Below are 26,059 nucleotides of genomic sequence, written 5' to 3'. Positions count from 1 at the left end.
TTAATGGATATACAATTTATTGGAGAGAACCTCCTTCCCGGTAAGATCGGCCAGTTTTTTATTGTTCTGGCATTTGCCGCTTCTTTGCTCTCAGCTATGTCGTATTTCTTTGCAGCACGGAATAAAGAGATCGGTGATCAATCCTGGACTCGGATAGGTCGTATATCCTTCTTACTCAACTGGGTTAGTATCATTGGTATTGGTGCAACACTTTTTTATCTCATTCTAAATCACTACAACGAGTACTATTACGTTTATTCGCATTCGTCGAAAGAACTTCCTGTATATTATATTGTATCAGCCTTTTGGGAAGGGCAGGAGGGCAGTTTCTGGCTTTGGGCATTCTGGCAATCGTTGCTGGGAACCATCCTGATCTGGAAAGCAAAATCGTGGGAGAATGGGGTAATGACGGTAGTCGCATTTTCGCAGGTATTTTTAACCTCTATGCTACTTGGTGTCGAGATACTTGGTGAACGCATTGGTAGTTCTCCTTTTATCCTGCTCAGAGATGCATTGAATTTAAAGGAAATGGCACCGATTTTTGCTGATCCTGAAAATTATAAAAACTACCTTAAGTTTATTACAGATGGCAGGGGGCTGAACCCACTGTTGCAAAATTACTGGATGGTGATCCATCCGCCAACCCTGTTTCTGGGCTTTGCCAGCATGGTTGTCCCATTTGCCTACGCTGTTACCGGATTATGGGAAAAAAGGTATAAAGAATGGGTAAAACCCGCAATGCCATGGGCACTTTTTGCGGTCATGATATTGGGAACAGGGATTATTATGGGTTCTTTCTGGGCTTATGAAGCCCTGAATTTTGGTGGTTTCTGGGCCTGGGACCCGGTAGAGAATGCGTCTATCATTCCATGGCTAACCCTGATTGCCGGGGTGCACGTGATGATTGCCTTTAAAAATACCGGTCATGCCTTTTTTACGGCTATTGTACTCATCTTTATCAGCTTTGTACTGGTACTATACGCCTCTTTCCTAACGCGTAGTGGTGTGCTGGGCGAGACTTCTGTACACTCATTTACCGATCTGGGCATGTTCTGGCACCTGATTTTATACAATGTAGTATTTCTGGGCATTCCGGTAGTATTGCTGGTGCTGCGCTGGAAAGAACTGCCCATTACCAATAAAGATGAAGAAACTTATTCAAGAGAATTCTGGATGTTTATTGGTGCACTGGTGATTACTGTAGCCTGTATACAGGTAATCTTCTCTACTTCAGTACCGGTATTTAACCAGGCTTTTGGAACTAAATTTGCGCCGCCAATAGATGCCATAAAATATTATAACCAATGGCAGGCCCCATTTGCTATCCTGGTTACCATTATATCGGGCTTTTCACAGTTTCTGAAATATAAAAGAACGGATACCCGTAAATTTTACAGCAGCTTAATTGCCTCAGTTGTATTTGCTATTGTAATTACTGCCGCTTTCGTTTACATCACCAATGTGTATCAGAACCTGATGTATATCCTGCTCACCTTTAGTTGTATATTTGCTGTTTTATCGAATGCCAGGATATTGGGACAGGCATTTGGTGGAAAGCGTAAGCTGGCAGGGGCTGCGGTAGCACACATCGGTTTTGCTTTATTGCTGCTGGGCGCACTGGTTGCCGCGGCAACCAACAAGCCGATATCACTGAATGCCGCGAACTTTATACCCGTTAAGGATTTTGAGAAGGTAGAGAAACCGGGTGAAAATATTGTGCTTTATAAAAATGAGCCTAAAAAGATGGGGCGTTATACGGTTACTTATACCAGTGATACAACCATAGCACCAAATACTTTTTATAAACTTAATTTTAAAGTGATTGATGAAAAGACCGGAAAAATTAAAGAAGATTTTGAGTTGAACCCACATGTGCAGGTGAACGAAAAAATGGGCTTGATTGCTTCTCCGGATACCAAACATTATCTGACCTTTGATATTTATACACACATTACCAGTGCACCTGATAAAAAAGAGAGCCATGAAGACCATGAGGGACACCGTGAGGAAGAAAATTACAAAGCGCCAAGAATTGTAAATGTAGCTACGGGCGATACCTTGCATACCAGTAGCGGCATAATTACCGTGGGTGCGCTAAACAATCAGCCTAAAGCAAAGAGCCTGGTACTTACACCTGGCGATCTTGCTGTTGGTTTGCCCCTGGAGGTTAATTTGAATGGCAAAATTTATAAAACAGAGCCTATTTTCCTGATTAAAGGAAACAATACTTTTGATTTTGCACGGAATATAGATGACCTGGGTTTAAGGCTGAGATTTACCAAAGTATTGCCCGAACAAAAGAAAGTTGAACTGCAGGTTTACGAAAAACCACAACAGGCTAAAGACTGGGTCGTATTTAAATCTATTGAATTCCCTTATATCAATCTGTATTGGGTGGGTACAATTGTAATGGTTATTGGATTCTTAATTTCTATATTTAGAAGACAAAAAGAAGTTGGAGCAGTATAATTGCTTTGACAAAGTAATCCATTTAAACCGCTATCCCAATGAAGATTGTTTGTATAGGTTCAGGTAATGTTGGCACGCACATGGCCAATGCCTTTAAAGAAAATGAAGCTGATATTGTTCAGGTATGGAGCAAAGATCCCGCGAATGCAGCTGCTTTGGCCTTTGAAACAGGTGCACAGGCCATTGCTGATCTGGAGGATATAGACCTGAATGCCGATCTGTACCTGATTGCAGTAAAAGACGATGCCATTGCAAAGTTAGTTAGGGCTCTTAAAGCCGTAAATGGCCTGGTAGTCCATACTTCGGGTGCTACCGATATGAATGTATTATCGGGTATTAAAAATTATGGCGTTTTTTATCCTTTGCAAACTTTCTCTAAAGAAGAACCGATAGATTTTATTCACGTGCCCTTATGCCTGGAAGCAAATAGTGCCGAAAACCTGAGTGCATTGCGCTTAATTGCGGTTAAGTTAAGTCCGCTAATTTATGAGGTAAACAGTGAAAAACGTAAGATACTGCATTTGGCAGGGGTTTTTGCCTGTAATTTTGTAAACCACATGTACAGGTTGAGCCAGCAGATTGTTGAAAAGCAAGGGCTCGACTTTGAGATATTGCGACCATTGATTATGGAAACTGCTGTGAAGGCGCAAAATGCACTGCCGGAAGATGTGCAGACCGGGCCGGCAGCAAGGAACGACAAACAAACGATACTAAAGCATGAAGAATTACTGCAAAAGTTGCCCCATTTGCTGGAAATCTATAAAATTTTAAGTAATAGCATTAAAAAAACGCGATAATCATGTAATTGCGGTTTTTGGTGCTTATTTTTGAACCAGATTATGAGTATTTTTAAATTAAAGATAAATTTTGAAGAACAGGGAAAAGAAACAATTGAACTACCGATTGCCGGAGGGGAATCGGTTTTAGATGTTTGCCTTGACCATGGCATAGAGCTGCAGCACAATTGTGGCGGTGTATGCGGTTGCAGTACCTGCCATGTATATGTAACCAGGGGTATGGACGATATACAGGAGATCTCTGATAAAGAAGAGGACTTTATTGACAGGGCAGTACGCCCGAAGATCAGCTCGCGTTTAGGCTGCCAGTGTGTGGTGATCAGTGGAGACATTGAAGTGACCATTCCTGACCAGTCTGAATTCCTAGGCCATTAATTATAAAAGATTAAATAAAATATAACATGCAAGACAAGTTTGCCCTGCCAATTTACTGGAACGACCATGAGGATATTGCTCAGGAACTTTATGAAAAATTTGGTGATGATTTTAACGAAGCCAAAATATACCGCATCAGGTTTACCGAATTGTTAGACTGGGTATTGTCGCTACCTAACTTTAAAGGTACGCGTGAAGAAAGTAATGAAGGACACCTGGAGCAGATCCAGTCGGCCTGGGTTTACGAATGGAGAGACAACCAGAAGTAGCACCCATGTTTCTGGAACAGCTAAAGCAGATCACAACCTTCATCTTTGATGTTGATGGCGTATTGACTAACGGTGATATCATCGCGTCTGATTCGGGCGAGTTTTTACGGACCTTTAACATCAAGGATGGTTATGCGCTTCAGCTGGCCGTTAAACGGGGGTACCGGGTTTGTATTATATCAGGTGGCAAAGGCATAACCATGCAAAAGCGCTTTGAAGGGCTTGGCATAACTGACATTTTTTTAGGTGTTTCCGATAAAGTGGCTGCGTACAAAAAATTGCTGGCCAAATACAATCTAACGGCTCCCGAAATTCTATATATGGGGGATGATATCCCTGATCTTAAAATTATGCAGCTTGTAGGTTTGCCCACCTGCCCCTCAGATGCTGTTCCGGAAATCAAGGCCATCTCCCAATACATTTCTCCTTATACCGGTGGTAAAACTGCTGTAAGGGATATTGTAGAAAAAGTACTCAGGGTACAATACAAGTGGTTTGATGAAAATCCTTCTGCCGCTGATTCCGGTAAATAAACCGATTTTCTATTTGCAACAATTATGTTACATTTAGAGGTTAAACCTATTGCAGGGTTATGGTCTCTAACCATTGAGTTTCACATAACTCATAACCATAAAAATATAGACAATGAAAAAATTATTGATGATTTGCGGATTGTTATTTAGTGTAGTAACATTTGCACAGGCACAACAAGGCGGGGGCGACCGTAAAATGCTATCGCCTGAAGAAAGAGCACAGAAAAGTGCAGAGCAGCTGACCAAAAAGTTAAACCTATCGGAAGACCAGAAGGCGAAAGTAACAGCAATCTTTTTAGATCAGGCCGCTACTATGAAAAAAGCGCGTGAAGAAGGTAAAGGTGACAGGGATGCAATGATGGCCAAAATGAAAGCCGTTAACGAAGAAAATGATGTAAAAATCAATGCTTTGTTGAATGACGATCAGAAAAAAGCTTTTGCTGATTGGAAAACAGAAAGAGCTGAGAACATGAAAAAAAGAATGAGTGGAAAAGGACCTGCCGGTGCCGGCGGTCAGTAATGATTTTTAAAATATCTAAAATAATAAAAGCGGCCTTGTGTCGCTTTTATTATTTTAGCAGCAGATAAAGCAATTATACTGTATTAAAAATATGTATCAGCAAAAACACCCACTTATCCTCGCTTCAAAATCGCCGCGCAGACAGGACTTAATGAACGCCATGAACCTTAATTTTAAGGTGATGTTAAAGGATGTTGATGAAAGTTATCCTGATGGTCTTTCACCTGCAGAAATTGCCGTTTATATTGCTGAAAAGAAAGCTGCTGCATTTGAAGCCGATAGTGTAGATAGTATTGTGGTTACAGCAGATACGATAGTGGCGCTACAGCATGAAATACTGGGTAAGCCTGAGGATGAAGGGCATGCAGCAGAGATGCTGACGAAACTTTCAGGGACGGTTCACCAGGTATATACAGGCGTAAGTTTAAGCTATGCAGGCAAAACCCAATCTTTTTACGATAAAACAGATGTTTTCTTTAACGTACTCAACTCGGCGCAGATCAGGTATTATATAGAACATTATCATCCTTTAGACAAAGCCGGGGCTTATGGGATACAGGACTGGATCGGCCTGATTGCTGTAGAAAAACTGGTGGGGTCTTATACCAATGTAATGGGGTTGCCTACAGAAAAACTGTATAAGGCCTTAGCTGGTTTCTGACTCGCTAATTGCCTGCAGTACACCCATTTTTAAATCATAAGTAGACAGGCTGATGCTGTTGATGCCACTGGCCTCCAGCACATAATCTGTTATAATGGCAGCAATGACAATCATGTCTACCCTTAAGCTAATCAGGTCGGGCATTTGCTCCCTTTCTGCATGTGTGGAAGCAATCAGGTTTTTAGAAAGGGTATGGTAGTTCTGCAGGTCAATGTCTGCAGTGCTGATTTTGTTTAAGTCCAGTTGCTGATCCAGCATTCCTGCAAAGGTTTCGAATGCCCCTGCAGATCCGATCAGCTGCGTTGGCCGGTAAGTGTTACAGGCTGTTTTTAAAGTACCCAGTTCTTTATCTAAATGATCCCGGATAGCCGATTGATCTTTATCGCTGATCGGATCTGAATGAAAGTAGGCCTGCATTAACCGTGCTGCGCCAATGTCATAACTTTTTTTCCAGTGTAATCCATCCGGGTTGCAAATAATGAATTCAGTGCTTCCACCACCTATATCCATAATCAGGCAGGTGCCCTTAATTGCCCCTGTTGCTTTTACACCTTTAAAAATATATTCTGCTTCTTTATCACCTGTAATCACTTCAATGTCAATTCCGGCATCAGATTTAGCGGAATTGACAAAGTTGCTGCCATTGGCCGCGCTACGGATGGCTGAAGTAGCGATGGCTTTTACCACATCCACCTGATATTTTTCTATCTCCCGGTTAAAGCCTTGCAGTGCCTGTAGTCCACGCGCATAAGCTTCAGGAATGATGATGTTATCGTTGATCCTGCCTTCACCCAGCTTTACCGGCAGGTTGGTTTTATAAATGACCTGGATTCCATCAGCTGTAATTTTAGCAATAACAAGATGGAAAGTATTGGTACCCAGGTCAATTACAGCTGCAATCATTATTCAAAATATTCTTTCATCTTCTCGAAGAAGCTTTTGTCATTTTTTCCTGGCTGGGGTTTAAAATTTGGCGATTCCCTCAGCCTTTCTAAAATGGCCCTTTCTTCTGCGCTTAAGGCTTTGGGTGTCCAGATGTTTACGTGGATGATCTCATCGCCACGGTGATAGGAATTGATCTCAGGAATACCTTTTCCTTTTAAACGTAACAGTTTTCCGCTCTGGGTACCGGGCTCAATTTTAATCTTCGCCTTGCCATCGATGGTCGGTACTTCAGCGCTGTAGCCCAAAGCTGCATCTACAATAGATACATGCAGGTCATATACTACATTGTTCCCTTCACGTTTCAGTGTTTCATGAGGGATCTCTTCAATCAGTATGATCAGATCGCCCGGGATACCACCGTTAGGGGCTGCATTTCCTTTTCCGCTCATGCTCAGCTGCATGCCATCGCTTACACCTGCAGGAATGTTGATGGTAATGGTTTCTTCACCTCTTACCACACCTTCACCATGGCATGATCCGCATTTAGCAGTGATCTGCGATCCGCTTCCATTACAGGTAGGGCAGGTAGAGGTGGTTTGCATTTGTCCCAATATGGTATTGGTTACGCGGCGTACCGCACCACTTCCACCACAGGTTTTACAGGTACTTACCGATGAGCGGTCTTTAGCCCCTGTACCGTCGCAGGTTTTACAAACGATCTGTTTGTTTACCTTTATCTTTTTCTCGGTGCCATTGGCAATTTCTTCGAGTGTAAGTTTTACCTTGATGCGCAGATTACTGCCTTTGGCCACACGACGGCCACCACGGGACTGCTGGCCACCGAAAAAGCTTTCGAAAGGGCTGCCGCCACCTCCAAAAATATCTCCGAACTGACTGAATATATCTTCCATATTCATTCCGCCACCGCCATATCCGCCGCCTGAAGCACCACCAACACCTGCATGACCATAATGGTCGTAACGCTGTTTTTTCTCAGGATTACTCAGGACTTCGTAAGCCTCAGCTGCTTCTTTGAATTTTTCTTCAGCTGCTTTATCATTCGGGTTTTTATCCGGGTGATACTTAATGGCCAGTTTACGATAAGCCTTTTTAATCTCGTCTGCAGATGTGTTTCTGGATACACCAAGCACATCATAATAATCTCTTTTGCTCATAAAAATATTAACTACCTACTACTACTTTGGCAAAGCGGATCACTTTGTCGTTTAAGGTATATCCTTTTTCTAATTCATCTATTACTTTCCCCTTCATTTCCTCATTTGGAGCAGGTATTTTAGTAATGGCTTCGTGGTTATCCGTATCAAAAGCGGTATCGATACTTTCTATTTCTTTCAGTCCTTTCTGGGCCAGTATGCCTTTTAATTTGCTATGTACCAGATTAACACCTTCTTTTACCGAATTTACATCAGTAGCAGTTTCCATGGCTTTATTGGCACGGTCAAAATCATCCAGTACAGGTAATAAAGAAATGATCACATCCTTACCTGCAGTTTGCAGCAATTCTATGCGTTCTTTTTGCGTACGGCGTTTGTAATTGTCAAATTCTGCAAATAAACGCAGATATTTATCATTCAAAGCAGCATTTTCCTGTTGCAGTTTTTCTTCTGCGGAAATTTCGACTGTATTTTCGTCAGTAGCTTGGGCAGCTGTTTCAGCGCCTTCGTTTTGCGTTTCTTCTGTAACATTTATCAACAGATCTTCAGCATTAGGTGCTGCAGGGTCCTGATTTTGCATAGTTGTATCTTGATTATCGTGTTTTTTCTTCTTGCTAAACATAGTATAGTAGAATTTTGGTTATAAACTCAAAAGCTTTGCCAATAGGAAATTATCAGTCATGCTGTCAGTTTTAAAATGAAAAGACTACCTGGAATGGCTGATTAAGAAAATTTTGTCAGAAAACGGGACTAAACAATCTGTGCATCTTCATGGACAATCCCACTTTCGCATTTGATGATGCGGGAAGGGAATGTACGGATGATGTGGTAATCGTGAGTGGCCATTAAAACGGCTGTTCCGCTCTGACTGATCTGCTTTAACAGCATTACAATTTCTTCTGAAGTATCAGGATCCAGGTTTCCTGTAGGCTCATCGGCAAGGATGATCTCCGGATTGTTGAGCAGGGCACGGGCAATTACTACACGTTGCTGTTCGCCACCGGAAAGTTCGTGGGGCATTTTTTTGATCTTGGAGCGCAGGCCAACCTTTTCCAGTACATCCTTGATCCGTTCGGTGATGAGGTTTTTATCGGTCCAGCCGGTTGCTTTAAGCACAAACTCCAGATTCTTTTCAACAGTCCTGTCCGTCAGTAATTGAAAGTCCTGGAACACAATGCCTAGTTTTCTACGTAAAAAGGGTACTTCTTTATTGCCTAGTTTTTTCAGGTCAAAGCCCGCAATCTGTCCCTCACCGTTGCCAATATGCAGATCACCGTAAATGATCTTGAGCAAGCTGCTTTTTCCGGAACCCGTTTGTCCGATTAAAAAAACAAACTCCCCTTTGTCAATATTCAAATTAACGTTCGACAAAACGAGATGTTTTTGCTGAAATACATCTACATTCTTTAAATTTATAACTGTGCTTCCTGTCATGTTCAGATATCTAATTTAGCAATTTGTCCGAAAGGCAAATTATTTACAAAATTCATAATATAAGGCAGTTTGTCGCCCAGCCCCAGTTTTTCCAAGGATTTGTCTGGCCTGTCTACCCTAAAGTATGCCAATAAGGTAAATTTATCATCCCTCAATTGTACATAATCCGGAATCTTGGCAATGCCTTTTACTTTAATAACATACATCGTTCAAAAATAGTATTTCAAAATGAGATTTAAGGTATCTGGCCTATTTATCTGATCAGCATTAATGAACCGGTAAGGGGTTTAAGTTCCGGATTTAAATGAATAACATAATAATAAACGCCTGATGGCAGGTCTTCATTTTTGTATTTCCCGTTCCAGGGTTTTTCATAGCCGGAACTCTCGAAAAGGAGACGACCGTACCGGTTCATTATTTTTACATTTGAATTGGCATAGGTTTCAATTGCAGTAATGTTCCAGAGGTCGTTGATACCATCTCCGTTGGGGCTAAAGGAATTGGGTACAATTACCGTTTTATATACTTTTACCAATACCTGGTCAGCAGCACTGCTGCAGCCGAATTTGGAAATGGCATTGAGCGTGTAGGTAATATCCCTGGTTGGAGCGGCTATCGGGATGAGCTTATAAGGATCATCCAGGCCTTCGGCGGGCGACCAGAAAAAATTTGAATTATCGCCCACAACTCCATCTAAAGTAGTCTGCTGTCCCTCAAGGATTTTTTTGTCGGCACCGGCATAAGCAGTTGCATTTTCATTTACAATAAGGGTAACAGCTGCGCTGGCTTCACAAGCCCCATTGGAAACTGTAACGGTATAAGTTGTAGTGAGCTTAGGGGTGGCCATCGGATTGGCTGCATTTGCATCGGACAGGCCGGTAGATGGCGACCAGCTGTAGCTGGTTCCGCCGGAAGCATTCAGTTGTACGGCATTACCCTGGCATATAGGGGCAACAGGCAAAACAACAGCAACAGGGCGGGGTACGATTTGTATTAAGGTCTGACCCTCTGCAGTACAATTGGCAGGAGAGGTTATGGTTACCTTATAAAGGCCCTGCATTTGTAGAGCGGCATCATTGATAACCGGCGATGGCTCAGTAGAATGATAACTGTTTGGCCCTGTCCATAAATAAGTAGCCCCTGGAACAGCAGTTAAATTCAATGCAATCTGATCGCCAACACAAAAAGTGGCCACGTTGGGTAAAACAGGGACAGGTAGTGGGTTTACCTGAACTGTGATGGGCAATGACAAAGTTCGGCAGGAGGCCGTATTGAAGTTGACCGGTTCGGCTGCGGCGAGGCGATATTGATAGGTTCCCTTTAGGGCCTGGACAAACTTAACACTGAGGGCTGTACCCGTTTCATTGGGGATGTCATTCCATCCGTTCCCTGTATTTAACTGCCATTGGTACTGAAGTGTAGTTGAGCCCTCTACTTCAACCTTAAAACTGTAATCTTTGCTTTCACCTTCACATAGATGCTGCGTGGTTAAACTTGCGAGATTGACCGATGGGGTTAATTTGGGTCCGCAAGCCCTGAAGGTGATGTCATCTAAAGCAATATCGTTCCCGTTTCCGCCAGGTCCGTTATTGGTAATCCTGATTTTTACCCGGTTCACATTTCCTGTAGTACTAAATAAAAATCCATATTGTTTCCAGTCTGTAGCGCTGCCCTCTGTGATGTCGCCGGTATTATAAGGTGTGGCCAGCGGCTGGTTGTTGAGGCTAAGTATGGAAAATGTAAGGTTCGGTTTTTTGCCACTGTAGGTAAGCAGATTAATTACCCATGCCGCAAATTCGTATGTCGTGTTCGGACAAAGGTCTACCGGTACTTCAGCCTCATAAAATACACCCGGAACATCATTTGCATTCACAATCATCATATAACCATCGGGATCATTAGGTGTATGGTTGCGGATCTGGTGCCAGTTTCCTACATGCATGCCTGCCGTTGTTTTTGTAATGGTGTAACTTCCATCACTAGGGGTACCGGTACCTACAAAATTATAAGTGGTACTGTTGATTAAAGCAGGGCCATAGTTTGCAGCTCCCCGGCCAAAGTCGTTATTTACAACAGGATCACCTAAAGAACCCACACAGGTCTGTGCGATGCTGCTATTGACGATCCATGTTAACACAGGTAATAAACAAAAGAAAAGTCTGGCTGTATGGCTCACTATTTTGATGAAAGACTTAAGTTAAGGCTATTTAATTAAATTGTGTTTAAAAAAGCTACGGTATTCACATTATCTGCATAATCCCATAACTTAGGGTTTTGGCTTTGTCCAAATCCCAATACAGGTGTATCCAGTTTTAAAGGCAGGTTACTTACTATACACTGAATATGTGCTGTTTCTTTTCTTAACTTTTCTTCCAGTTCGCTGATGTTGTTATAATATTCAAAATATAAAACGGCGAGTGGCGAGGAGAGGCTTTCACCTTCAGTCAGCAACAAAAAGCCATTGTCGAAATGGGCTTTCAGGTTGACCAGGTAAATAGATTTATTGTAATCGTAATTGTTGTTGTATTTGAAATGATTGATGATTTCCTTGAAGGGTTCGATAGGCTCGAAAAAGTGTTTAATGTCATATCCTTCAGGGATATAGAGCTTTGATACATTTCTGCAACCTAAACCAAAATAATCGAATATATCGTGCCCCAGCTGCGCCAATTGTTCGCGGCTTTCTTTTCCATCAATTATGGCGATACTGTTCCTGTTTTTTCTGATGATGTTGGGGCCTTTACCAAAATAAAAATCAAAATACCTTGAAGTATTGTTGCTGCCGGTAGCAATTACGGCATCAAAATCTTTCAGTCGCTCTACATAAACAATACGCTCAGTAAGCAGGGGTTCAATGGCAACCAGATGTTTCAACAATGCAGGTAACAGCTTATCATCCGAAGAGGAAAGCTTAATTAAAGCAATGTTTCCTGTAGACAGTACTGAAATCACATCGTGAAAACCAACCAGCGGGATATTTCCTGCCAATATTAATCCCACTTTTTTAGGTGTGTTATTTACTTTAATGTCCTTAAACCATACTTCAAGGTCTTCCTGGTTTAGCATTTTGTGTAAAGCTTTCAATGCCCTTTCTACTTCGGCTGTGGTAAACCATGCATTGCTGTTTGCGGCCGATTGGATGAGATTTTTGAACTCCTGATCGGGATCAATCATAAAGTCGCTAAGTTTTTTTAATGCAATAATTAGTTTTTCGCTATTAAGGATTGGCATATTCCGGGAATTTTTAATTTTATGTGTTATATTTGCTGTTGCAAAGTTAAACTTAGCAATAGATATAGACGAAGACATGGCTATTAAAATAACAGACGAATGCATTAACTGCGGAGCATGTGAGCCTGAATGCCCAAATAATGCAATTTATGATGCAGGCACAGCCTGGAGATTTTCTGATGGTACCAATTTAAACGGTATTATTGATTTTGGAGGTAAGGAAATGGATGCAGAGTCTGCTCAGGAAGCAGTATCTGATGAAGTTTATTATATCGTTTCCGATAAATGTACAGAATGCAAGGGTTTTCATGATGAGCCCCAATGCGCAGCGGTATGTCCGGTAGATTGTTGTGTGGATGATGAAGACGTGCGTGAAACAGAAGAAGAACTATTAGCTAAAAAAGCCTGGTTACACCAGGAAGGATAAGCTGATTTACGATAATAATAAGAAAGGCGCCTTAAGGCGCCTTTCTTATTATATTGTTTCTGCTGCAAAAGCTCAGGCTTTTTCTTCATATTTATTTGGTATAATTAATACCGGGCAGGCTGACTTCCTGGCTACGTGTTCTGCCACACTACCCATCAGGAAATGGTAAATACCAGTACGGCCATAGGTACCGATCACAATAAGGTCAGATCCCCATTCGTCCGACTGTTTAATGATGCCATGTGCAGCACTGTCGATTACACTCAGATAAGTGGTTGGGATACCCTGTCCAAATTTCGTTTCTATTTCTTTTAGCAAAACGTGGCTATTCTCTTCACTGTTGTCGTAAGCCTCTAAAAAAACCGGTGCAAGTGTCAGATCGGGATTAATATTAGCTGGTATAGGTTCTATAATGTTGACCAGTGCAACCTCTGCTCCAAAGGTTTTTGCTACTTCATAACCTGTTTTGGCGGCTTTTTCTGAGCATGTACTGTTATCAACAGCAATTAAAATCTTTTTGAGGTTCATGATGGCTAAATTAAGGGTTAAACTAAAGCAGAAAAATAAATTATCTACTATAAAAATAACAAATTAACCCTATAAAAGTTTAATTTTATAGCATTGATTTTTAAATATGGAACAACAATACGGGATTTGCAGGGTAGCAGTGGCAGCTTTAAGGGCCGAACCATCTGACAAGGCGGAGATAGCCTCACAATTGTTATTTGGCGATCAGGTGGAAATACTTGAACAAACAGACAAATGGCTTTTTATAAGGAATGCTTATGATGGTTATGAAGGCTGGGTAGATTTTAAACAGCTGGGTAGTTTAAGTGCGGAGCAATACGCTGCGCGTCATTACTACGATACATTGGTTCCGGCACAACCTTTAAATGTAATCACTGCTGCAGACGGGGGTAAATACTACCTTTCACCAGGTAGTGTATTGCCTGCTTATGAAAATGGTTGTTGTTATCTGGGAAAAGATAAATTTAATGTTTCCTTTTTGCCCCAGGGTCCGGATGCCCAGGCTTCAACTGAGCGTATAAGTGCTACAGCCCTGTTTTTTCAAAATGTACCTTATCAATGGGGTGGAAGAACCTTGTTTGGGATAGACTGTTCCGGTTTTGTGCAGACCGTATTTAAATTAAACGGTATTAAACTAAAAAGAGATGCCTGGCAGCAGGCCGAACAAGGCTCAACCGTAGATTTTTTACCGGAAGTACAGCCTGGTGACGTTGCATTTTTTGACAATACGGAAGGCAGGATTATTCATGTTGGTATCCTGCTCAATGCAAATGAGATTATACATGCCTCGGGTAAAGTTAAAATAGATGCCATGGATAGTGAAGGGATTTACAGTGCCGAACTGGGCAGGTATACCCACAAGCTCAGAATCATTAAACGCTTTATTTAAGTGTTGTCATTTAAATTATTTGGAAATAATTATCAGATAGGTTAAATTGTATTTATTTTTATGGAATTGCTGCTTTGTTGCATCCATATTATAAATACAATGATATGAAGCATCTTTTACGCTCAATTCTGATTGTTGCGCTGGCCTTTAACTTTAGCTTCGCACAGAAAAGATTAACTGTCAGCTCCCAATCTGGCCCCTATACTTTTATTTACAAACTGACGGATCAGGAAGCTTTTAATATAGCTTCTAAAACGAAAAGCATTATAAACGATAGCTTTTTTCATACGCTTGTTGATACTTTTTACAATGCGAACAATAAACCCTACACCCGGAAGCTTCCTTATGGTAATTACCTTTATGTAAGGGCAGTTAAAAACGAACTGTTTTACCGGCTTGGACCGGAAAATAATGTAAATCTCCAGTTCATCAATAACAGAAAAGATTTTCAGTTTAGCCTTACTGATTTGAAGGGCAACCTAATTAAAGATGCTACGGTTAGGGTAGGAAGGGGCAGGAGCATTAAATTTAATGAGCAGGCGGGTTTGTATAGCACCGGATCGGTGGCAAAACTTGCGGTAATTACTGTTAAATATAATGGCGTAAGCAATTATTTTACTTACGATGAAGAAGAAAAAGAAAGACCATACCGTTCGTACAATAATCCTTCTTTCTTTAAAAAACTCTTTAACCCTAAACGATATAGCCGTAACCAGTATGGTAAGGTAGAAAAACCAAAATATACAGGTTATATGGTGTTTAACAAACCTATGTATAAACCTTTGGATTCGGTTAAGTTTAAAACCTACCTGGTTACAGCCACAGGCAAAAGCATTCAGAATAAACCTTTAAGGGTTATACTTGATAAAGATTTTAAAGGAGAGGGAATACTACTGACCACTTTAAAGCCTTATCGCGATGGAGGATATACGTACAGTTTTGCACTGACTGACAGTTTGCAACTTAAACTGGACAGAAACTACCGTATCGTTTTGAAAGAACAGCAGGGAAAGGAATGGAAAATGGTTTACCAGGGCAATTTCCGTTATGAAGATTATGAACTGAAGTCGGTTAATTTTATGGTGAGGAGCGACAGAGAAGAACATAGTCCGGGAAGTCCGGTTACCCTGTTTATGAAAGCCAGGGATGAAAATGAGCTTGCTGTTCCGGATGGTCGGGTAGAAGTGGTAGTGAGGACCAATAATGCTTCAGTTTTTTATGACCGAAAGGTCTTTGTAAAGGATACTTTGTGGAAAACCAATGTGGTGCTTGACCCTGTTGGTGAAACCAGGTTGATGTTGCCGGACAGTATTTTTCCAAAGGCGGACCTTAGCTTTTCTGCCCATTTTACCTTTTTAAACAGTAACAATGAACGGCGTACGGCCAGTAAATCATTAAAATGTTTGGTTAAGGACCGCAGCATTAAATTTGAATTTCAAAAGGACAGCCTGCGTCTGGATTATCTGGTTAAGGGCAAATCGGTCAGGCAAGAGGCGGTCATTTCTATGGATTATCCTTATGGTGAGGCTACCGATTCTATAAAAATAATGCTTCCGGCAACTATAAAAATGAATTACAGGGGCAGCGACTATGCTGTTAAAATGGCTGATGGATACCGGCAGACCATTTATCTGGAGCATTTGAAACCCGCAATCAGTGTGAGTGCTGTGCAAAGCAAAGATTCTCTAGCTGTATCTGTAAGCAATGAACATAAGGTGCCTTTCTGGTACAGCATTTTTTCAGGTAATAAGGTATTGTTAAAAGGTTATACCACCCGTTTGGATACCCTGATCAAACACAGTTCGGTAAAGGCAGCGCATGTAAAATTGAATTACATCTGGGATGAAGAAGAGCAAAGTACCGAAACCAGCGCTTTTTACAGACCTCATATTTTAAATGTTAAACTTTTGGCCCCAGAAGTGGTGTATCCAGGCCAAACGGTAAACATGCAGGTCAAAGTTACCGACCAGAACAACCTACCCGTTGCGGCAACAGACGTTACGGCCTACGCCTATACCTCAAAGTTTAAGAATGGCTACAGGGTGAACCTGCCCTACTTTGGAAAAAGTTTTTTTGCCCGTAAGTTAAACCAGAAATTTGCGGCTGAAGACCTGAGTTTATCGGGCCAGCTGCCCCTTGATTGGGAAAAATGGGGGCGGGAGCTGAACCTAGACACGATTGAATATTATAAGTTTAGTCGGACGAAAGACCTGTATGCCATAATGGAAAATGGTGATGGCTCTGATAGTGCTATTGTGGCCCCCTTTGTAATCAGAAACGGGAACATTGAGCCGGTGCATGTGCTGTACATTGACGATCGTCCGGTATATTTTAGTCAGGCCAGTCAATTGCAGCGTTATGCATTCAGCGTTACTCCGGGCAGGCATAATATCCGTATGCGTACAGCCTGGTACACGGTTAGTCTGGACGATTTTGAACTGCCGAAAGGTAAAAAGACAATTTTAAGTGTGGCTGCCGATTTGCAAAATACCAAGGCAAAGGTAAGCACGGCCCCTTATACCATGACCAGTCAGGAAGCTGCATTTCTGACCGATTACATGCTGCGTATTGAGAATAATTTTGGTGGTGAAAAAGCGATCCTTACTGCAGGTAATACCGAACATTTGCTGAACCTTCCGGATGTTTCTGCAAATGCAGGCATGCAGCAGCGCTGGCAGGAAGGTCTGACACCGGTAAATCAGGGGAATACTTTACTCGTGGGCCCATTTGCCGAAAATCTGCTCGAGTTTAAATCGGGCGGACTTAATCAGAATTTTTTAAAGGAACCGGGTTATACTTATACCTTTTTACCCGGATTGCTCAAACAAAAATCGTACACCAGCCCTTATGGTTTTAATACCTCCCTGAATACAACTACAGGAACCACTGATTATAAGGAATATCCCTTAAAAAAAGGTGAGATAGACAGCCTCTGGAATGCTTACCTTGACCTGCGCAGCAGTACCATACCACTATTTAATAACGGCTACAGTTATGGAAATAATAAAGATTTTGGCCGTTTGGTAATGAAACTGGATACCAGTATTTCAAAAGCGATGCCTTACTTAAAAAATATCATCATTTATAAATCTGATCAGCCCGATTTTTTACAAATTTATCCTGGCAATACAGGCTATTTTAATGCACTGGAAAGCGGTAAATACCGCATCATTTATCTGTTTAAGGACAACCGTTATTTTGTTGCAGAAGGGGTGGTCATCCATGCCGGCGGTATCAATTATTTTGAGTGGAAGGACATGAAAATACTTAAGGCGGATGACCTGAGCAAAAAAATAGACCAGCACATAAAATCTGTAAACATTGGCCGGAACAGTAAAAGACCCGAAAATGTACAGCAAAAAATACTGGAAGATATCAATGGGCAATATTTTGATGAGTCGATCCTGACCGGTAAAATGAGCGGCAGGGTAATTGATGCCGGTGATAAGCGACCAGTTCAGGGGGCGGTAGTGAAAATAAAAGGGGCAAATTATATGACCCGTACAGACGTTGAAGGCCGCTTTGTACTTAAAAGCCCTAAAAAAGGAAAAGTGCTGGTCTCTATGATAGGTTATGATACAAGAGAGGTCAACGTTGTGAATACTGATGTAGGCGACATTAAACTGGATGCAGCCACTTCTGCTTTGGAAGAAGTTGTAGTGGTAGGTTATGGGGTACAGAAAAAACAGAATTTAACGGGCGCAGTCAGCACACTAAGGGAGGTTGCTTTATCGGGTGCCCTGGCCGGCAGACTTTCGGGTAGGGTGGCTGGTGTCGCAGTTCCGGGTGCGGAGCAGCAGGTTATGATCAGGGGTACAAGCTCATTGCCTGCCGACAAAAAGCCAATGATCCTGATAGATGGTTTACCATTTGATGGTGATGTGAACAGTCTTGATCCGTCGACAATTGAGGCCATGAATGTACTTAAGGATGCCTCTGCGACAGCCATTTATGGTGCCCGGGCTGCAAATGGAGTTATCATTATCAAAACCAAAGGTGGCCTTACCGTTGCAAATGCGGCTGGCGAACTGGTGCAGCAGCAGCAAACCATGCGTACCAATTTTTCCGATTATGCCATCTGGCAGCCTCAATTGTTTACAGATGCTGAGGGAAAAGCAAGTTTTACCGTTAAATTCCCGGACGACATTACGAACTGGACCACCAAACTGATTGCCATGAACGGCCGTAAACAAGGTGGCATTGCCGAAACAGCTATCAAATCTTTTAAAGTTTTAAGTGCCAATTTTGTTTCGCCATTATTTGCCCTTGCGGGCGACAGCATCAATGTGATTGGTAAACTGATGAATTACAGCAATACGGATGAAAATGTAACCCGCAAATTCAGTTATAATGGTGCAGAACTGTTGAACAGCAGGCTTACCTTTAGAAATGCAAAGATTGATACGGTAGCTATTGTAGCCAAAGGCGCAGGTTTAAAAGTACAGGCAGACCACATCAATGTAGCCGACAGCCTGACTTTCGAGTATATAATGAAACAGGAGAATGGCTATTTTGACGGAGAGATCCGTAAAATCCCTTTGTTCCAGACCGGCGTTACCGAAACCAAAGGTTTCTTTAATGCACTGACCCGCGATACTTCCATTACTTATAAATTTGATGCTACCTTGGGTAAAGTTACTTTAAGGGCCGAGGCTTCCTTATTCCCGACACTGCTGGATGAGATGGAGAAGCTGCGCAGGTACGAATACCTGTGCAATGAACAGATGGCCTCTAAACTGAAAGCCCTGTTACTTGAAAAGTCAGTAAGAAAATATCTTGGCGAAGATTTTAAAGAAGAAAAGAACATCAAATACCTGATTAAAAAGCTGCAGGACAACAAAAGTCCTGAAGGTACCTGGGGTTGGTGGCAAAACAGCGGTGAAGAACTCTGGATTAGCTTGCATGTTGCAGAAAGTTTGCTTGAAGCACAAAAACAGGGCTATGCCGTTGTGCTGGATAAAAACAAGCTTTATCGTTACCTGCTTAATAAAATGGCGGTCGGTATTCATTTTGATCAGGTTTATGGGGTAAAACTGCTCCATCTTTTAAATGAAAAACATGATTTGAAGGACTGGATAACAACTATTGAAAAAGAAAGGGCTGCATTAGAAGCAAAGCATTCAAAAGAAAGAAAGGCCAATTCAGATATTCCGCCTTTGGGTAAACAATCCTTAAATGAAAAGCTGCAACTGATGCAATTGAAACAACTGGCTGGTATGGCCGTAGATATAAAATGGCTGTTGGGTTTAAAAAATGAGACCATATTTGGCAACAGTTACTGGGGAGAAGAGGGGAATCAATTTTGGGACAACAGCATTCAGAATACCCTGCTGGCTTACCAGATCCTGAAAGCCAATGGTGGATATAGGGACGAACTGGACCGTATCCAGCGTTACTTTCTGGAGCAGAGAAGGGACGGGCAATGGCGCAATACTTATGAGTCTTCTTTAATCCTGGAAGCCATATTGCCGGAACTGATGAGAAGCCCCGGTAAAAAGCTGGAACCTGCTTCCATTGTCTTTAACCAAACAGAAACTATTACCAGTTTTCCATTCAGCAGGGTAGTGGCACCCGAGGCTTTAACCCTGGGGAAAAAGGGTGATGCACCAGTTTATTTCACGGCATATCAGCAGTTCAACAATCCGCAACCCAAAAAGGCAAGTAAAGATTTTGGTGTGAAGTCATGGTTTGAGCAGCAGGGAGCTGAAGTTGGCAAACTAAAAGCAGGAACGCTGGCTACATTGCAGGTTGAAGTTGAGGTACGTGCCGACGCAGATTATGTAATGATAGAGATACCAATCCCGGCAGGATGTTCTTATGAGCAAAAAATGCAAAGTTTTTGGGGTGTTGAAACGCATCGGGAATACTTTAAGCACAAAACATCCGTTTTCTGTACCAAGCTGAAAAAAGGGAAATATCGTTTTGCAGTACAACTGATGCCCAGGTATTCGGGCAATTATAATTTAAACCCCGCTAAGGCAGAAATGATGTATTTCCCGGTATTTTATGGAAGGGAAGGCATGAAACGGATTATTGTGAAGTAGGATTTAAGGATTAAATTCCCAAACCATCACCTGCCGGTCATCGCCGGTAGAGATCAGGTAGCGGCCATCATTGCTCCAGATCAGCTTGTTAATGGAGTGGAAATGCCCGGGTGTATTCTTTTCAAGGCTTAATATCTTGTAAAGCTTAAAGTTTTTGCTGTCCCAAAGCTTGATGCTTTTATCCTGACTACAGGTGGCGAAAAAGGGTGCAGAAGGGTGGAAAGCAATGCTGTAAATCCCGAACATGTGGGCAGGGATCGCAGGTCCGGGACTGTAGTCGGGCAGGTGCCAAACCTTTAACTGTGCATCTCTGCTGCCCGAGATAAGGTAAGTCGAGGTTGGATCGTACTGAAGTGAAGTTATAGGTAAAGTATGTGCTTCCAGTTCTGTAATGAGTCCGTAATCTTCCGAATTGTAAATCCTGATCATACCATCCTTGCAGCCCAGGGCCACTTCTTTTTCATCATTACTGATGGCAATTACCCGCACAGTGTTTTGTATCACCTGGAAGTGATACAGTAAAGAAAGGTCTTTTAACGACCATACGGCAACTGTTCCATCTTCTCCGGTGCTGAGCAACTCATTTTTATGGCCAATGGTCTTGATATCAAAAACACCCTTTTGATGGTGATTTAGCATTGCAATGGTCTTTTCCAGCAGCAGATCAAATACCAGGATCACTCCACTTCTTTGTGCAATAAACAGGAAGTTGCTGTGCCGGTGCAGGGCATATACCGAGCTTTGTACCGGTGCCAGTACTTTTACAAAACCCATGCTGGTCAGCGACCATTCTACCACACCTTTGTCATTCCCTGCACTATAAAATGCATTTTCCTCAGCCGCATTGGCCAAGGCATAGATAGGGTTTTGATGCCCGCTAAGGGTGTGGAGGTGGGTGATCATTGATACACTTACTTTTTATGTCTGCCTTCCAGGTTTAATCCAATATCGGCAAGGGTTTTGCCTTTTTCCTTCAGCAATACCAGCAGGTGAAATACCAGGTCGGAACTTTCATTTACAAAATCGGCATCTGTTTCGTTCAATGCAGCAATTACAGTTTCTACCCCTTCTTCACCAACTTTCTGGGCAATTTTATTGAGGCCTTTGCTGCGCAGCTTATTCACATAAGATTCCTCTGAAGGGTGGTCATACCTGTCTTTGATGATCTGCTCCAGTTCAAAAATAAAGTTCTGGTTATAATTGGTTTTAAAGCAGCTGCGGGAGCCGGTGTGACAGGTAGGGCCAACAGGCGATGCTTTAATCAATATTGTATCGTTGTCACAGTCGATATGTGTTTCCTTTACAAAAAGGAAGTTACCGCTTTCTTCACCTTTGGTCCAAAGCCTGTTTTTGCTACGCGAAAAGAAGGTTACCTTGCCTTCTGCAAGTGTTTTTTCCCAGGCTTCCAGGTTCATGTACCCCAGCATTAACACTTCCAGGGTTTGTACATCCTGTATTATTACAGGTACTAAACCCTGTGTTTTTTCGAAATCTATATTCATAACCTTACCGGTATGTTGTGTTTTTTTAATTCTTTTTTCAGATCCGGAATCGGGATTTCACCAAAGTGGAAAACCGAAGCTGCCAGGGCCGCATCTACACCCGTTTCTAAAAATACTTCCGTAAAATGTTCCATTTTTCCTGCACCACCTGAGGCAATGACGGGTATGTTGATAGAACGGGCTACCTTATCCAGCAATAAACAATCAAAGCCATTCTTTGTACCATCATGGTCCATCGAGGTCAGTAAGATCTCGCCCGCACCCAAACCTTCAGCCCTCAATATCCAGTTTTCCGTTTCCAGTTCGGTGAGCAGCCTGCCACCGTTTAAATGCACCATATTGCGGCCTTCTATAAGTTTGGTATCTACGGCAACCACTACAAACTGTACCCCAAAAGCTTTTGCCAGTTCTTCAATTAACAAAGGGTTTCGTACTGCTGCAGAGTTGATGCTGATCTTATCGGCCCCTGCATTTAGTAAAGCTTCTGCATCGGCTACAGTTGTAATGCCTCCGCCAATGGTAAAGGGAATGTTTAGCTGACGCGCAACTGATTTTACCATCTCTATTGTGGTGCCCCGGCGTTCATGGGTAGCTGTAATGTCTAAAAAAACAAGTTCATCGGCACCCTGTTGGGCATATTGCCAGGCCAGTTCAACCGGATCTCCGGCATCTTTTAAGTCTACAAAATTTACCCCCTTAACCGTCCGTCCGTCTTTTACATCCAGGCATGGAATGATACGTTTACTTAACATCAGCTTACAGGGAAGTCATTTGTTTTAAATTCCACTCCTTGATCTGGTCTATGGTAATTCTGTTCTCGTAAATAGCCTTTCCAACCACTACCGAACGGATGTCATATTTGTCGAGTTCTTCAATATCCTTCATAGAGCTTACACCACCGGAAGCAATCAGTTTAATGAAAGGAGAGTGTTCCAATAGTTTTTTATAGAGTTCTACCGCTGCTCCGCCAAGTTTGCCATCTTTGTTGATATCGGTACACAGGAACCTGAAAAAGCCCAATTGCAGGCATTTGTCAACATAGTCCATCAGTTTAATTGGCGAGCTTTCCATCCATCCCGAGTATTTGATGACCTCGTCCAATACATCAATGGCGATTACAATGCGATTGGCATAGTCGTATTTTTTGCCTACTTCCTTGCTCAGCTCCTGTAAAAAATCAGGATTGGTGATCGCCTGTGTGCCAACAATTACACGGTGGATACCGGCATCCAGCAAATCCGTTACCTGTTTAATGGTTCGGATTCCACCGCCATACTGTACCCGCATATCGGTTTTTTTGATCACTTCAAACAAGGCTTTCTGGTTGCTGAAATCTCCTTTAGCACCATTTAAATCAATGATATGTATAAACTCTGTACCATTAGACCGGTAGGTCTCTATCATTTCAGCGATGGAAACATCGTATACTGTTTTCTGGTTATAATCACCTTCTGTTAAGCGGACTACCTTTCCATCTAAAATATCAATTGCAGGAATAATGTACATTTTACTGTTTTAAGTTTGAAAAATTCTTTAATAAACGCTCCCCGGCGGCACCAGATTTCTCCGGATGAAATTGCACGCCATAGAAATTATCTTTTTGCACAGCTGCAGAAAAGGGTATTCCGTAATTTGCAGTCGCGATGTCAAAAGTAGCGTTATATTCAATAAAGTACGAATGCACAAAGTAAAATTGTGTCCCTTCTTCAACACCTTCAAAGAGCAAATTGTTTTTCGGACTGATGTTGTTCCAGCCCATATGCGGAATCTTAATCCCTTGATTCTTATCAAATAACCTCGTTTTTACCGGCACAATGTCCATTAAAACAGCATCACCTTCTTCAGAATGCTCGGTTAACAATTGCATACCCACGCAAATACCCAGTACAGGCTTTTTTAAAGCCTTTATAGGTGCAACCAGTCCAGTTTGCTCCAGTTTTTTCATGGCAGTACCCGCGTGCCCGACCCCAGGGATAATGATATGGGTATATTTATCCAGATCGGCCTCGGTGTTTACCATACCATAGGGCAGGGTCAGCCGGTCTAATGCTGAAGTTAGCGAAAAGATGTTACCGGCGCCATAATTTACAATTCCAATCATTACAATAACCCTTTGGTACTTGGTAAGACTAATTTATCCGGGTCGCGTTTAATTGCGACTTTAATCGCCTTGGCAAAGGCTTTAAATATAGCTTCAATTTTATGATGTTCATTATCTCCTTCTGCTTTGATGTTCAGGTTGCATCTGGCCGCATCGCTAAAGGATTTAAAGAAATGATAAAACATTTCTGTAGGCATATCGCCTACCTTTTCCCGCTTAAATTCTGCATCCCATACTATCCAGGCACGGCCACCAAAATCAATGGCTGCCTGTGCCAGGCAATCATCCATGGGCAAACAAAAGCCATAGCGTTCCAGCCCAAGTTTGTTGCCAATGGCTTTTGCGAAAGCCTCCCCTAAGGCAATGCCCGTATCCTCAATGGTATGGTGCTCGTCAATATGCAGGTCGCCATCGGTTTTAATGCGTAGGTCAATGCTGCCGTGACGGGCAATCTGGTCCAGCATGTGGTCAAAAAAATTCAGTCCGGTACGGATCACTGCCTTTCCGGTACCATCCAGGTCAATGTCAATGCTGATCTTCGTTTCATTGGTATTGCGCTCATGATGTACGGTCCGGCTGCCTGCCCTTAAAAAGGTGTAAATATCTACCCAGTCCTGTGTTTGCAGAGCGATGATGTTCTCCAGCGTGTCCGCTTTTTCCAATACTTCATTGGCACCAAGCAGGTCGTTGTTGCGCAGCCAGATGGCTTTTGCACCCAGGTTTTTAGCCAGAATCACATCATTGATGCGGTCGCCTATCACAAATGAATTCGCCAGATCATAGCCCTCTGCTAAAAAATGTTGCAGTAAACCTGTATTCGGCTTGCGTGTAGGCGCATTTTCATGGGCAAAGGTTTTGTCGATGATCACCTCGTTAAAAATGACACCTTCATTTTCAAAGGTTTTCATAATGAAGTTGTGCACCGGCCAGAAGTTTTCTTCAGGATGCGAAGCTGTGCCCAATCCATCCTGGTTGGTTACCATCACCAGGTCGTAATCCAGCTCTTTTGCTATCTTCGATAAATAATAGAGCGATCTGGGATAAAACTCCAGTTTGGCAAAAGAGTCGATCTGTTCATCTTCCGGTTCGGTGATCAGGGTGCCGTCCCTGTCTATAAATAATACTTTCTTCATATTTGGGAAGGACTGGTTAAAGCGTTTTAAGCGTTTCTAACAATATTTTATTTTCTTCTACAGTTCCGATCGTAATCCTCAGGCAACCTTCACAGAGCGTAACCTTAGAGCGATCCCTGATGATGATTCCATGTTCTACCAATGAATTGTAGGTATTCAACGCGTCATCTACTTCAATTAGTATGAAATTTGCGTCCGAAGGATATACTTTTTTGACCATGGGCAGTGCGGCCAAGGCATTCCCCAGACTTTCCCTTTCTGCAACGGTTACCTTTATCCATTCGTTTACCTGCTCAATGTTTTTCAGTGCATCCAGTGCAATGTCTTGCGTGGCCTGGTTGATGTTATATGGCGGTTTCACTTTGTTCAACACATCAATCACCGGGCGGGAAGCAAAGGCCATTCCTAAACGCAGTGCAGCCAGTCCCCATGCTTTAGAGAAAGTTTGCAGCACCACCAGGTTAGGGTACTCGGTCAGCTCTTTGATAAAAGTGCGCTGTTTGGCATAATTGATATAGGCCTCATCAATCACAACCAGTCCATTAAAATTGGCCAGTACGGTTTCAATATCGGTACGGACGATCGAATTTCCGGTAGGGTTATTTGGCGAACAAATGAAAATCAGCTTGGTATGTTCATCAATGGCCTCGGCAATGCCATCCAGGTCCAGCTGAAAGCTGGGTAACAGGTTCACTTTGCGTATCGCCACATTGTTGATACCTGCCGAAACCTCATACATGCCATAGGTTGGCGGAAGGATGACCACATTGTCCTGTCCAGGTTCGCAAAAAGCCCTGAACAAGAGGTCTATAGCTTCATCACTACCATTACCTAAAAAAGTATTTTCAATAGGCACCCCTTTAATCTTGCTGATGGCCTCTTTCAGGTCCAGCTGCAGCGGATCAGGATAGCGGTTATAGTCTTTCGTTAAGGCTGTTTCCGGAGAACGTGGAGAGCGTGGAGAGCCATAACTGTTCTCATTGGCATCCAGAAATATGCTGGCCTGCCCTTTATATTCGTCCCTGGCGGTAGAGTAGGGGCGAAGGTTTCTGATGTTTTCTCTTTGTAATTTATTAATATCCATGT

25 protein-coding genes are annotated in these 26,059 nt (G+C 42.4%); 10 read left to right on the top strand and 15 right to left on the bottom strand.

The annotated features are described in order from the left end of the window. The first annotated feature begins 3 nt into the window (after positions 1–3). The 7 genes from PHEP_RS16005 to PHEP_RS15975 all read left to right on the top strand — a co-directional run bounded on the left by PHEP_RS16005 (position 4) and on the right by PHEP_RS15975 (position 5,624). Positions 4–2,469, top strand: a complete 2,466-nt coding sequence (locus PHEP_RS16005) for a heme lyase CcmF/NrfE family subunit (RefSeq protein WP_015809021.1) — start codon at positions 4–6, stop codon at positions 2,467–2,469. Between the two features lie 38 nt (positions 2,470–2,507). Further along, positions 2,508–3,266 carry a Rossmann-like and DUF2520 domain-containing protein gene (locus PHEP_RS16000; protein WP_015809020.1) on the top strand — a complete coding sequence of 253 codons (759 nt, stop codon included), beginning with the start codon at positions 2,508–2,510 and terminating at the stop codon, positions 3,264–3,266. Between the two features lie 42 nt (positions 3,267–3,308). Continuing rightward, positions 3,309–3,641 (top strand): 2Fe-2S iron-sulfur cluster-binding protein, encoded by a 333-nt coding sequence (locus PHEP_RS15995; protein ID WP_015809019.1) that lies wholly within the window; start codon positions 3,309–3,311, stop codon positions 3,639–3,641. A 26-nt stretch (positions 3,642–3,667) separates the two neighbouring features. Next, the gene (iscX, locus tag PHEP_RS15990) at positions 3,668–3,910 is read left to right on the top strand and encodes a Fe-S cluster assembly protein IscX (RefSeq protein ID WP_015809018.1); all 243 of its coding nucleotides are present in this window, start codon (positions 3,668–3,670) and stop codon (positions 3,908–3,910) included. After that, the gene (locus tag PHEP_RS15985) at positions 3,889–4,443 is read left to right on the top strand and encodes a KdsC family phosphatase (protein ID WP_015809017.1); all 555 of its coding nucleotides are present in this window, start codon (positions 3,889–3,891) and stop codon (positions 4,441–4,443) included. The genes iscX and PHEP_RS15985 overlap by 22 nt, the downstream gene beginning before the upstream one ends. Before the next feature lie 112 nt (positions 4,444–4,555). After that, positions 4,556–4,963 carry a hypothetical protein gene (locus PHEP_RS15980; RefSeq protein WP_015809016.1) on the top strand — a complete coding sequence of 136 codons (408 nt, stop codon included), beginning with the start codon at positions 4,556–4,558 and terminating at the stop codon, positions 4,961–4,963. Positions 4,964–5,054: 91 nt separating this feature from the next. After that, positions 5,055–5,624: a Maf family nucleotide pyrophosphatase gene (locus PHEP_RS15975; protein ID WP_015809015.1), complete on the top strand. Its 570-nt coding sequence runs from the start codon at positions 5,055–5,057 to the stop codon at positions 5,622–5,624. Here the strand turns inward: PHEP_RS15975 and PHEP_RS15970 are convergent. The 7 genes from PHEP_RS15970 to PHEP_RS15940 all read right to left on the bottom strand — a co-directional run bounded on the left by PHEP_RS15970 (position 5,610) and on the right by PHEP_RS15940 (position 12,349). Further along, positions 5,610–6,527, bottom strand: coding sequence for a Ppx/GppA phosphatase family protein (locus tag PHEP_RS15970; protein ID WP_015809014.1), 918 nt, complete (start codon positions 6,525–6,527; stop codon positions 5,610–5,612). The genes PHEP_RS15975 and PHEP_RS15970 overlap by 15 nt on opposite strands. Continuing rightward, complete coding sequence (gene dnaJ / locus PHEP_RS15965; RefSeq protein ID WP_015809013.1) at positions 6,527–7,684, bottom strand: molecular chaperone DnaJ; 1,158 nt, start codon at positions 7,682–7,684, stop codon at positions 6,527–6,529. Before dnaJ ends, PHEP_RS15970 begins: the two co-directional genes overlap by 1 nt. 7 nt (positions 7,685–7,691) lie before the next feature. After that, positions 7,692–8,264: a nucleotide exchange factor GrpE gene (locus tag PHEP_RS15960; protein ID WP_238326486.1), complete on the bottom strand. Its 573-nt coding sequence runs from the start codon at positions 8,262–8,264 to the stop codon at positions 7,692–7,694. Between the two features lie 170 nt (positions 8,265–8,434). Then, positions 8,435–9,118, bottom strand: coding sequence for a cell division ATP-binding protein FtsE (locus tag PHEP_RS15955; RefSeq protein WP_015809011.1), 684 nt, complete (start codon positions 9,116–9,118; stop codon positions 8,435–8,437). Positions 9,119–9,120: 2 nt separating this feature from the next. Then, positions 9,121–9,324: a hypothetical protein gene (locus PHEP_RS15950; RefSeq protein WP_015809010.1), complete on the bottom strand. Its 204-nt coding sequence runs from the start codon at positions 9,322–9,324 to the stop codon at positions 9,121–9,123. Positions 9,325–9,371: 47 nt separating this feature from the next. Then, positions 9,372–11,255: a T9SS type B sorting domain-containing protein gene (locus PHEP_RS15945; RefSeq protein ID WP_015809009.1), complete on the bottom strand. Its 1,884-nt coding sequence runs from the start codon at positions 11,253–11,255 to the stop codon at positions 9,372–9,374. 74 nt (positions 11,256–11,329) lie between these two features. Continuing rightward, the gene (locus PHEP_RS15940; protein ID WP_015809008.1) at positions 11,330–12,349 is read right to left on the bottom strand and encodes an acyl-CoA reductase; all 1,020 of its coding nucleotides are present in this window, start codon (positions 12,347–12,349) and stop codon (positions 11,330–11,332) included. Between the two features lie 76 nt (positions 12,350–12,425). Between PHEP_RS15940 and PHEP_RS15935 the strand changes: the two genes are divergently transcribed. Beyond that, entirely contained in the window at positions 12,426–12,776 is a 351-nt protein-coding gene (locus tag PHEP_RS15935) for a 4Fe-4S dicluster domain-containing protein (protein WP_015809007.1), read from the top strand. 72 nt (positions 12,777–12,848) lie between these two features. Here PHEP_RS15935 and PHEP_RS15930 read toward each other — a convergent pair whose 3' ends face one another. Next, positions 12,849–13,304 (bottom strand): universal stress protein, encoded by a 456-nt coding sequence (locus PHEP_RS15930; protein ID WP_015809006.1) that lies wholly within the window; start codon positions 13,302–13,304, stop codon positions 12,849–12,851. A 106-nt stretch (positions 13,305–13,410) separates the two neighbouring features. Between PHEP_RS15930 and PHEP_RS15925 the strand changes: the two genes are divergently transcribed. Further along, positions 13,411–14,193, top strand: coding sequence for a C40 family peptidase (locus tag PHEP_RS15925; protein WP_015809005.1), 783 nt, complete (start codon positions 13,411–13,413; stop codon positions 14,191–14,193). Between the two features lie 104 nt (positions 14,194–14,297). Further along, positions 14,298–20,237 carry an alpha-2-macroglobulin family protein gene (locus PHEP_RS15920; protein ID WP_015809004.1) on the top strand — a complete coding sequence of 1,980 codons (5,940 nt, stop codon included), beginning with the start codon at positions 14,298–14,300 and terminating at the stop codon, positions 20,235–20,237. A 3-nt stretch (positions 20,238–20,240) separates the two neighbouring features. Here PHEP_RS15920 and PHEP_RS15915 read toward each other — a convergent pair whose 3' ends face one another. The 7 genes from PHEP_RS15915 to hisC are packed head-to-tail and all read right to left on the bottom strand — an operon-like array spanning position 20,241 to position 26,057. Then, positions 20,241–21,140 (bottom strand): WD40 repeat domain-containing protein, encoded by a 900-nt coding sequence (locus PHEP_RS15915; RefSeq protein WP_015809003.1) that lies wholly within the window; start codon positions 21,138–21,140, stop codon positions 20,241–20,243. 8 nt (positions 21,141–21,148) lie between these two features. Further along, the gene (gene hisIE / locus PHEP_RS15910; protein ID WP_015809002.1) at positions 21,149–21,739 is read right to left on the bottom strand and encodes a bifunctional phosphoribosyl-AMP cyclohydrolase/phosphoribosyl-ATP diphosphatase HisIE; all 591 of its coding nucleotides are present in this window, start codon (positions 21,737–21,739) and stop codon (positions 21,149–21,151) included. Continuing rightward, positions 21,736–22,491, bottom strand: coding sequence for an imidazole glycerol phosphate synthase subunit HisF (gene hisF / locus PHEP_RS15905; RefSeq protein WP_015809001.1), 756 nt, complete (start codon positions 22,489–22,491; stop codon positions 21,736–21,738). The genes hisIE and hisF overlap by 4 nt, the downstream gene beginning before the upstream one ends. 4 nt (positions 22,492–22,495) lie before the next feature. After that, the gene (gene hisA, locus PHEP_RS15900; protein ID WP_015809000.1) at positions 22,496–23,245 is read right to left on the bottom strand and encodes a 1-(5-phosphoribosyl)-5-[(5-phosphoribosylamino)methylideneamino]imidazole-4-carboxamide isomerase; all 750 of its coding nucleotides are present in this window, start codon (positions 23,243–23,245) and stop codon (positions 22,496–22,498) included. Between the two features lies 1 nt (position 23,246). Beyond that, on the bottom strand, positions 23,247–23,840 hold the full coding sequence (gene hisH, locus PHEP_RS15895; protein ID WP_015808999.1) for an imidazole glycerol phosphate synthase subunit HisH: 594 nt from the start codon (positions 23,838–23,840) through the stop codon (positions 23,247–23,249). Beyond that, entirely contained in the window at positions 23,840–24,973 is a 1,134-nt protein-coding gene (gene hisB / locus PHEP_RS15890) for a bifunctional histidinol-phosphatase/imidazoleglycerol-phosphate dehydratase HisB (protein WP_015808998.1), read from the bottom strand. The genes hisH and hisB overlap by 1 nt, the downstream gene beginning before the upstream one ends. Before the next feature lie 16 nt (positions 24,974–24,989). After that, on the bottom strand, positions 24,990–26,057 hold the full coding sequence (hisC, locus tag PHEP_RS15885; protein ID WP_015808997.1) for a histidinol-phosphate transaminase: 1,068 nt from the start codon (positions 26,055–26,057) through the stop codon (positions 24,990–24,992). Positions 26,058–26,059: the final 2 nt, after the last annotated feature.

It is taken from the genome of Pedobacter heparinus DSM 2366 (genome assembly GCF_000023825.1).
Taxonomy (GTDB): Bacteria; Bacteroidota; Bacteroidia; order Sphingobacteriales; family Sphingobacteriaceae; genus Pedobacter; species Pedobacter heparinus.
This window is presented reverse-complemented; position numbering and strand designations above follow the sequence as displayed.

Excerpts from the sequence above, each read along its gene's own strand:
- PHEP_RS16005 (WP_015809021.1), top strand. The coding sequence starts at position 4 with ATGGATATACAATTTATTGGAGAGAACCTCCTTCCCGGTAAGATCGGC.
- PHEP_RS16000 (WP_015809020.1), top strand. The coding sequence starts at position 2,508 with ATGAAGATTGTTTGTATAGGTTCAGGTAATGTTGGCACGCACATGGCC.
- PHEP_RS15995 (WP_015809019.1), top strand. The coding sequence starts at position 3,309 with ATGAGTATTTTTAAATTAAAGATAAATTTTGAAGAACAGGGAAAAGAA.
- iscX (WP_015809018.1), top strand. The coding sequence starts at position 3,668 with ATGCAAGACAAGTTTGCCCTGCCAATTTACTGGAACGACCATGAGGAT.
- PHEP_RS15985 (WP_015809017.1), top strand. The coding sequence starts at position 3,889 with ATGGAGAGACAACCAGAAGTAGCACCCATGTTTCTGGAACAGCTAAAG.
- PHEP_RS15980 (WP_015809016.1), top strand. The coding sequence starts at position 4,556 with ATGAAAAAATTATTGATGATTTGCGGATTGTTATTTAGTGTAGTAACA.
- PHEP_RS15975 (WP_015809015.1), top strand. The coding sequence starts at position 5,055 with ATGTATCAGCAAAAACACCCACTTATCCTCGCTTCAAAATCGCCGCGC.
- PHEP_RS15970 (WP_015809014.1), bottom strand. The coding sequence starts at position 6,527 with ATGATTGCAGCTGTAATTGACCTGGGTACCAATACTTTCCATCTTGTT.
- dnaJ (WP_015809013.1), bottom strand. The coding sequence starts at position 7,684 with ATGAGCAAAAGAGATTATTATGATGTGCTTGGTGTATCCAGAAACACA.
- PHEP_RS15960 (WP_238326486.1), bottom strand. The coding sequence starts at position 8,264 with ATGCAAAATCAGGACCCTGCAGCACCTAATGCTGAAGATCTGTTGATA.
- PHEP_RS15955 (WP_015809011.1), bottom strand. The coding sequence starts at position 9,118 with ATGACAGGAAGCACAGTTATAAATTTAAAGAATGTAGATGTATTTCAG.
- PHEP_RS15950 (WP_015809010.1), bottom strand. The coding sequence starts at position 9,324 with ATGTATGTTATTAAAGTAAAAGGCATTGCCAAGATTCCGGATTATGTA.
- PHEP_RS15940 (WP_015809008.1), bottom strand. The coding sequence starts at position 12,349 with ATGCCAATCCTTAATAGCGAAAAACTAATTATTGCATTAAAAAAACTT.
- PHEP_RS15935 (WP_015809007.1), top strand. The coding sequence starts at position 12,426 with ATGGCTATTAAAATAACAGACGAATGCATTAACTGCGGAGCATGTGAG.
- PHEP_RS15930 (WP_015809006.1), bottom strand. The coding sequence starts at position 13,304 with ATGAACCTCAAAAAGATTTTAATTGCTGTTGATAACAGTACATGCTCA.
- PHEP_RS15925 (WP_015809005.1), top strand. The coding sequence starts at position 13,411 with ATGGAACAACAATACGGGATTTGCAGGGTAGCAGTGGCAGCTTTAAGG.
- PHEP_RS15920 (WP_015809004.1), top strand. The coding sequence starts at position 14,298 with ATGAAGCATCTTTTACGCTCAATTCTGATTGTTGCGCTGGCCTTTAAC.
- PHEP_RS15915 (WP_015809003.1), bottom strand. The coding sequence starts at position 21,140 with ATGATCACCCACCTCCACACCCTTAGCGGGCATCAAAACCCTATCTAT.
- hisIE (WP_015809002.1), bottom strand. The coding sequence starts at position 21,739 with ATGAATATAGATTTCGAAAAAACACAGGGTTTAGTACCTGTAATAATA.
- hisF (WP_015809001.1), bottom strand. The coding sequence starts at position 22,491 with ATGTTAAGTAAACGTATCATTCCATGCCTGGATGTAAAAGACGGACGG.
- hisA (WP_015809000.1), bottom strand. The coding sequence starts at position 23,245 with ATGTACATTATTCCTGCAATTGATATTTTAGATGGAAAGGTAGTCCGC.
- hisH (WP_015808999.1), bottom strand. The coding sequence starts at position 23,840 with ATGATTGGAATTGTAAATTATGGCGCCGGTAACATCTTTTCGCTAACT.
- hisB (WP_015808998.1), bottom strand. The coding sequence starts at position 24,973 with ATGAAGAAAGTATTATTTATAGACAGGGACGGCACCCTGATCACCGAA.
- hisC (WP_015808997.1), bottom strand. The coding sequence starts at position 26,057 with ATGGATATTAATAAATTACAAAGAGAAAACATCAGAAACCTTCGCCCC.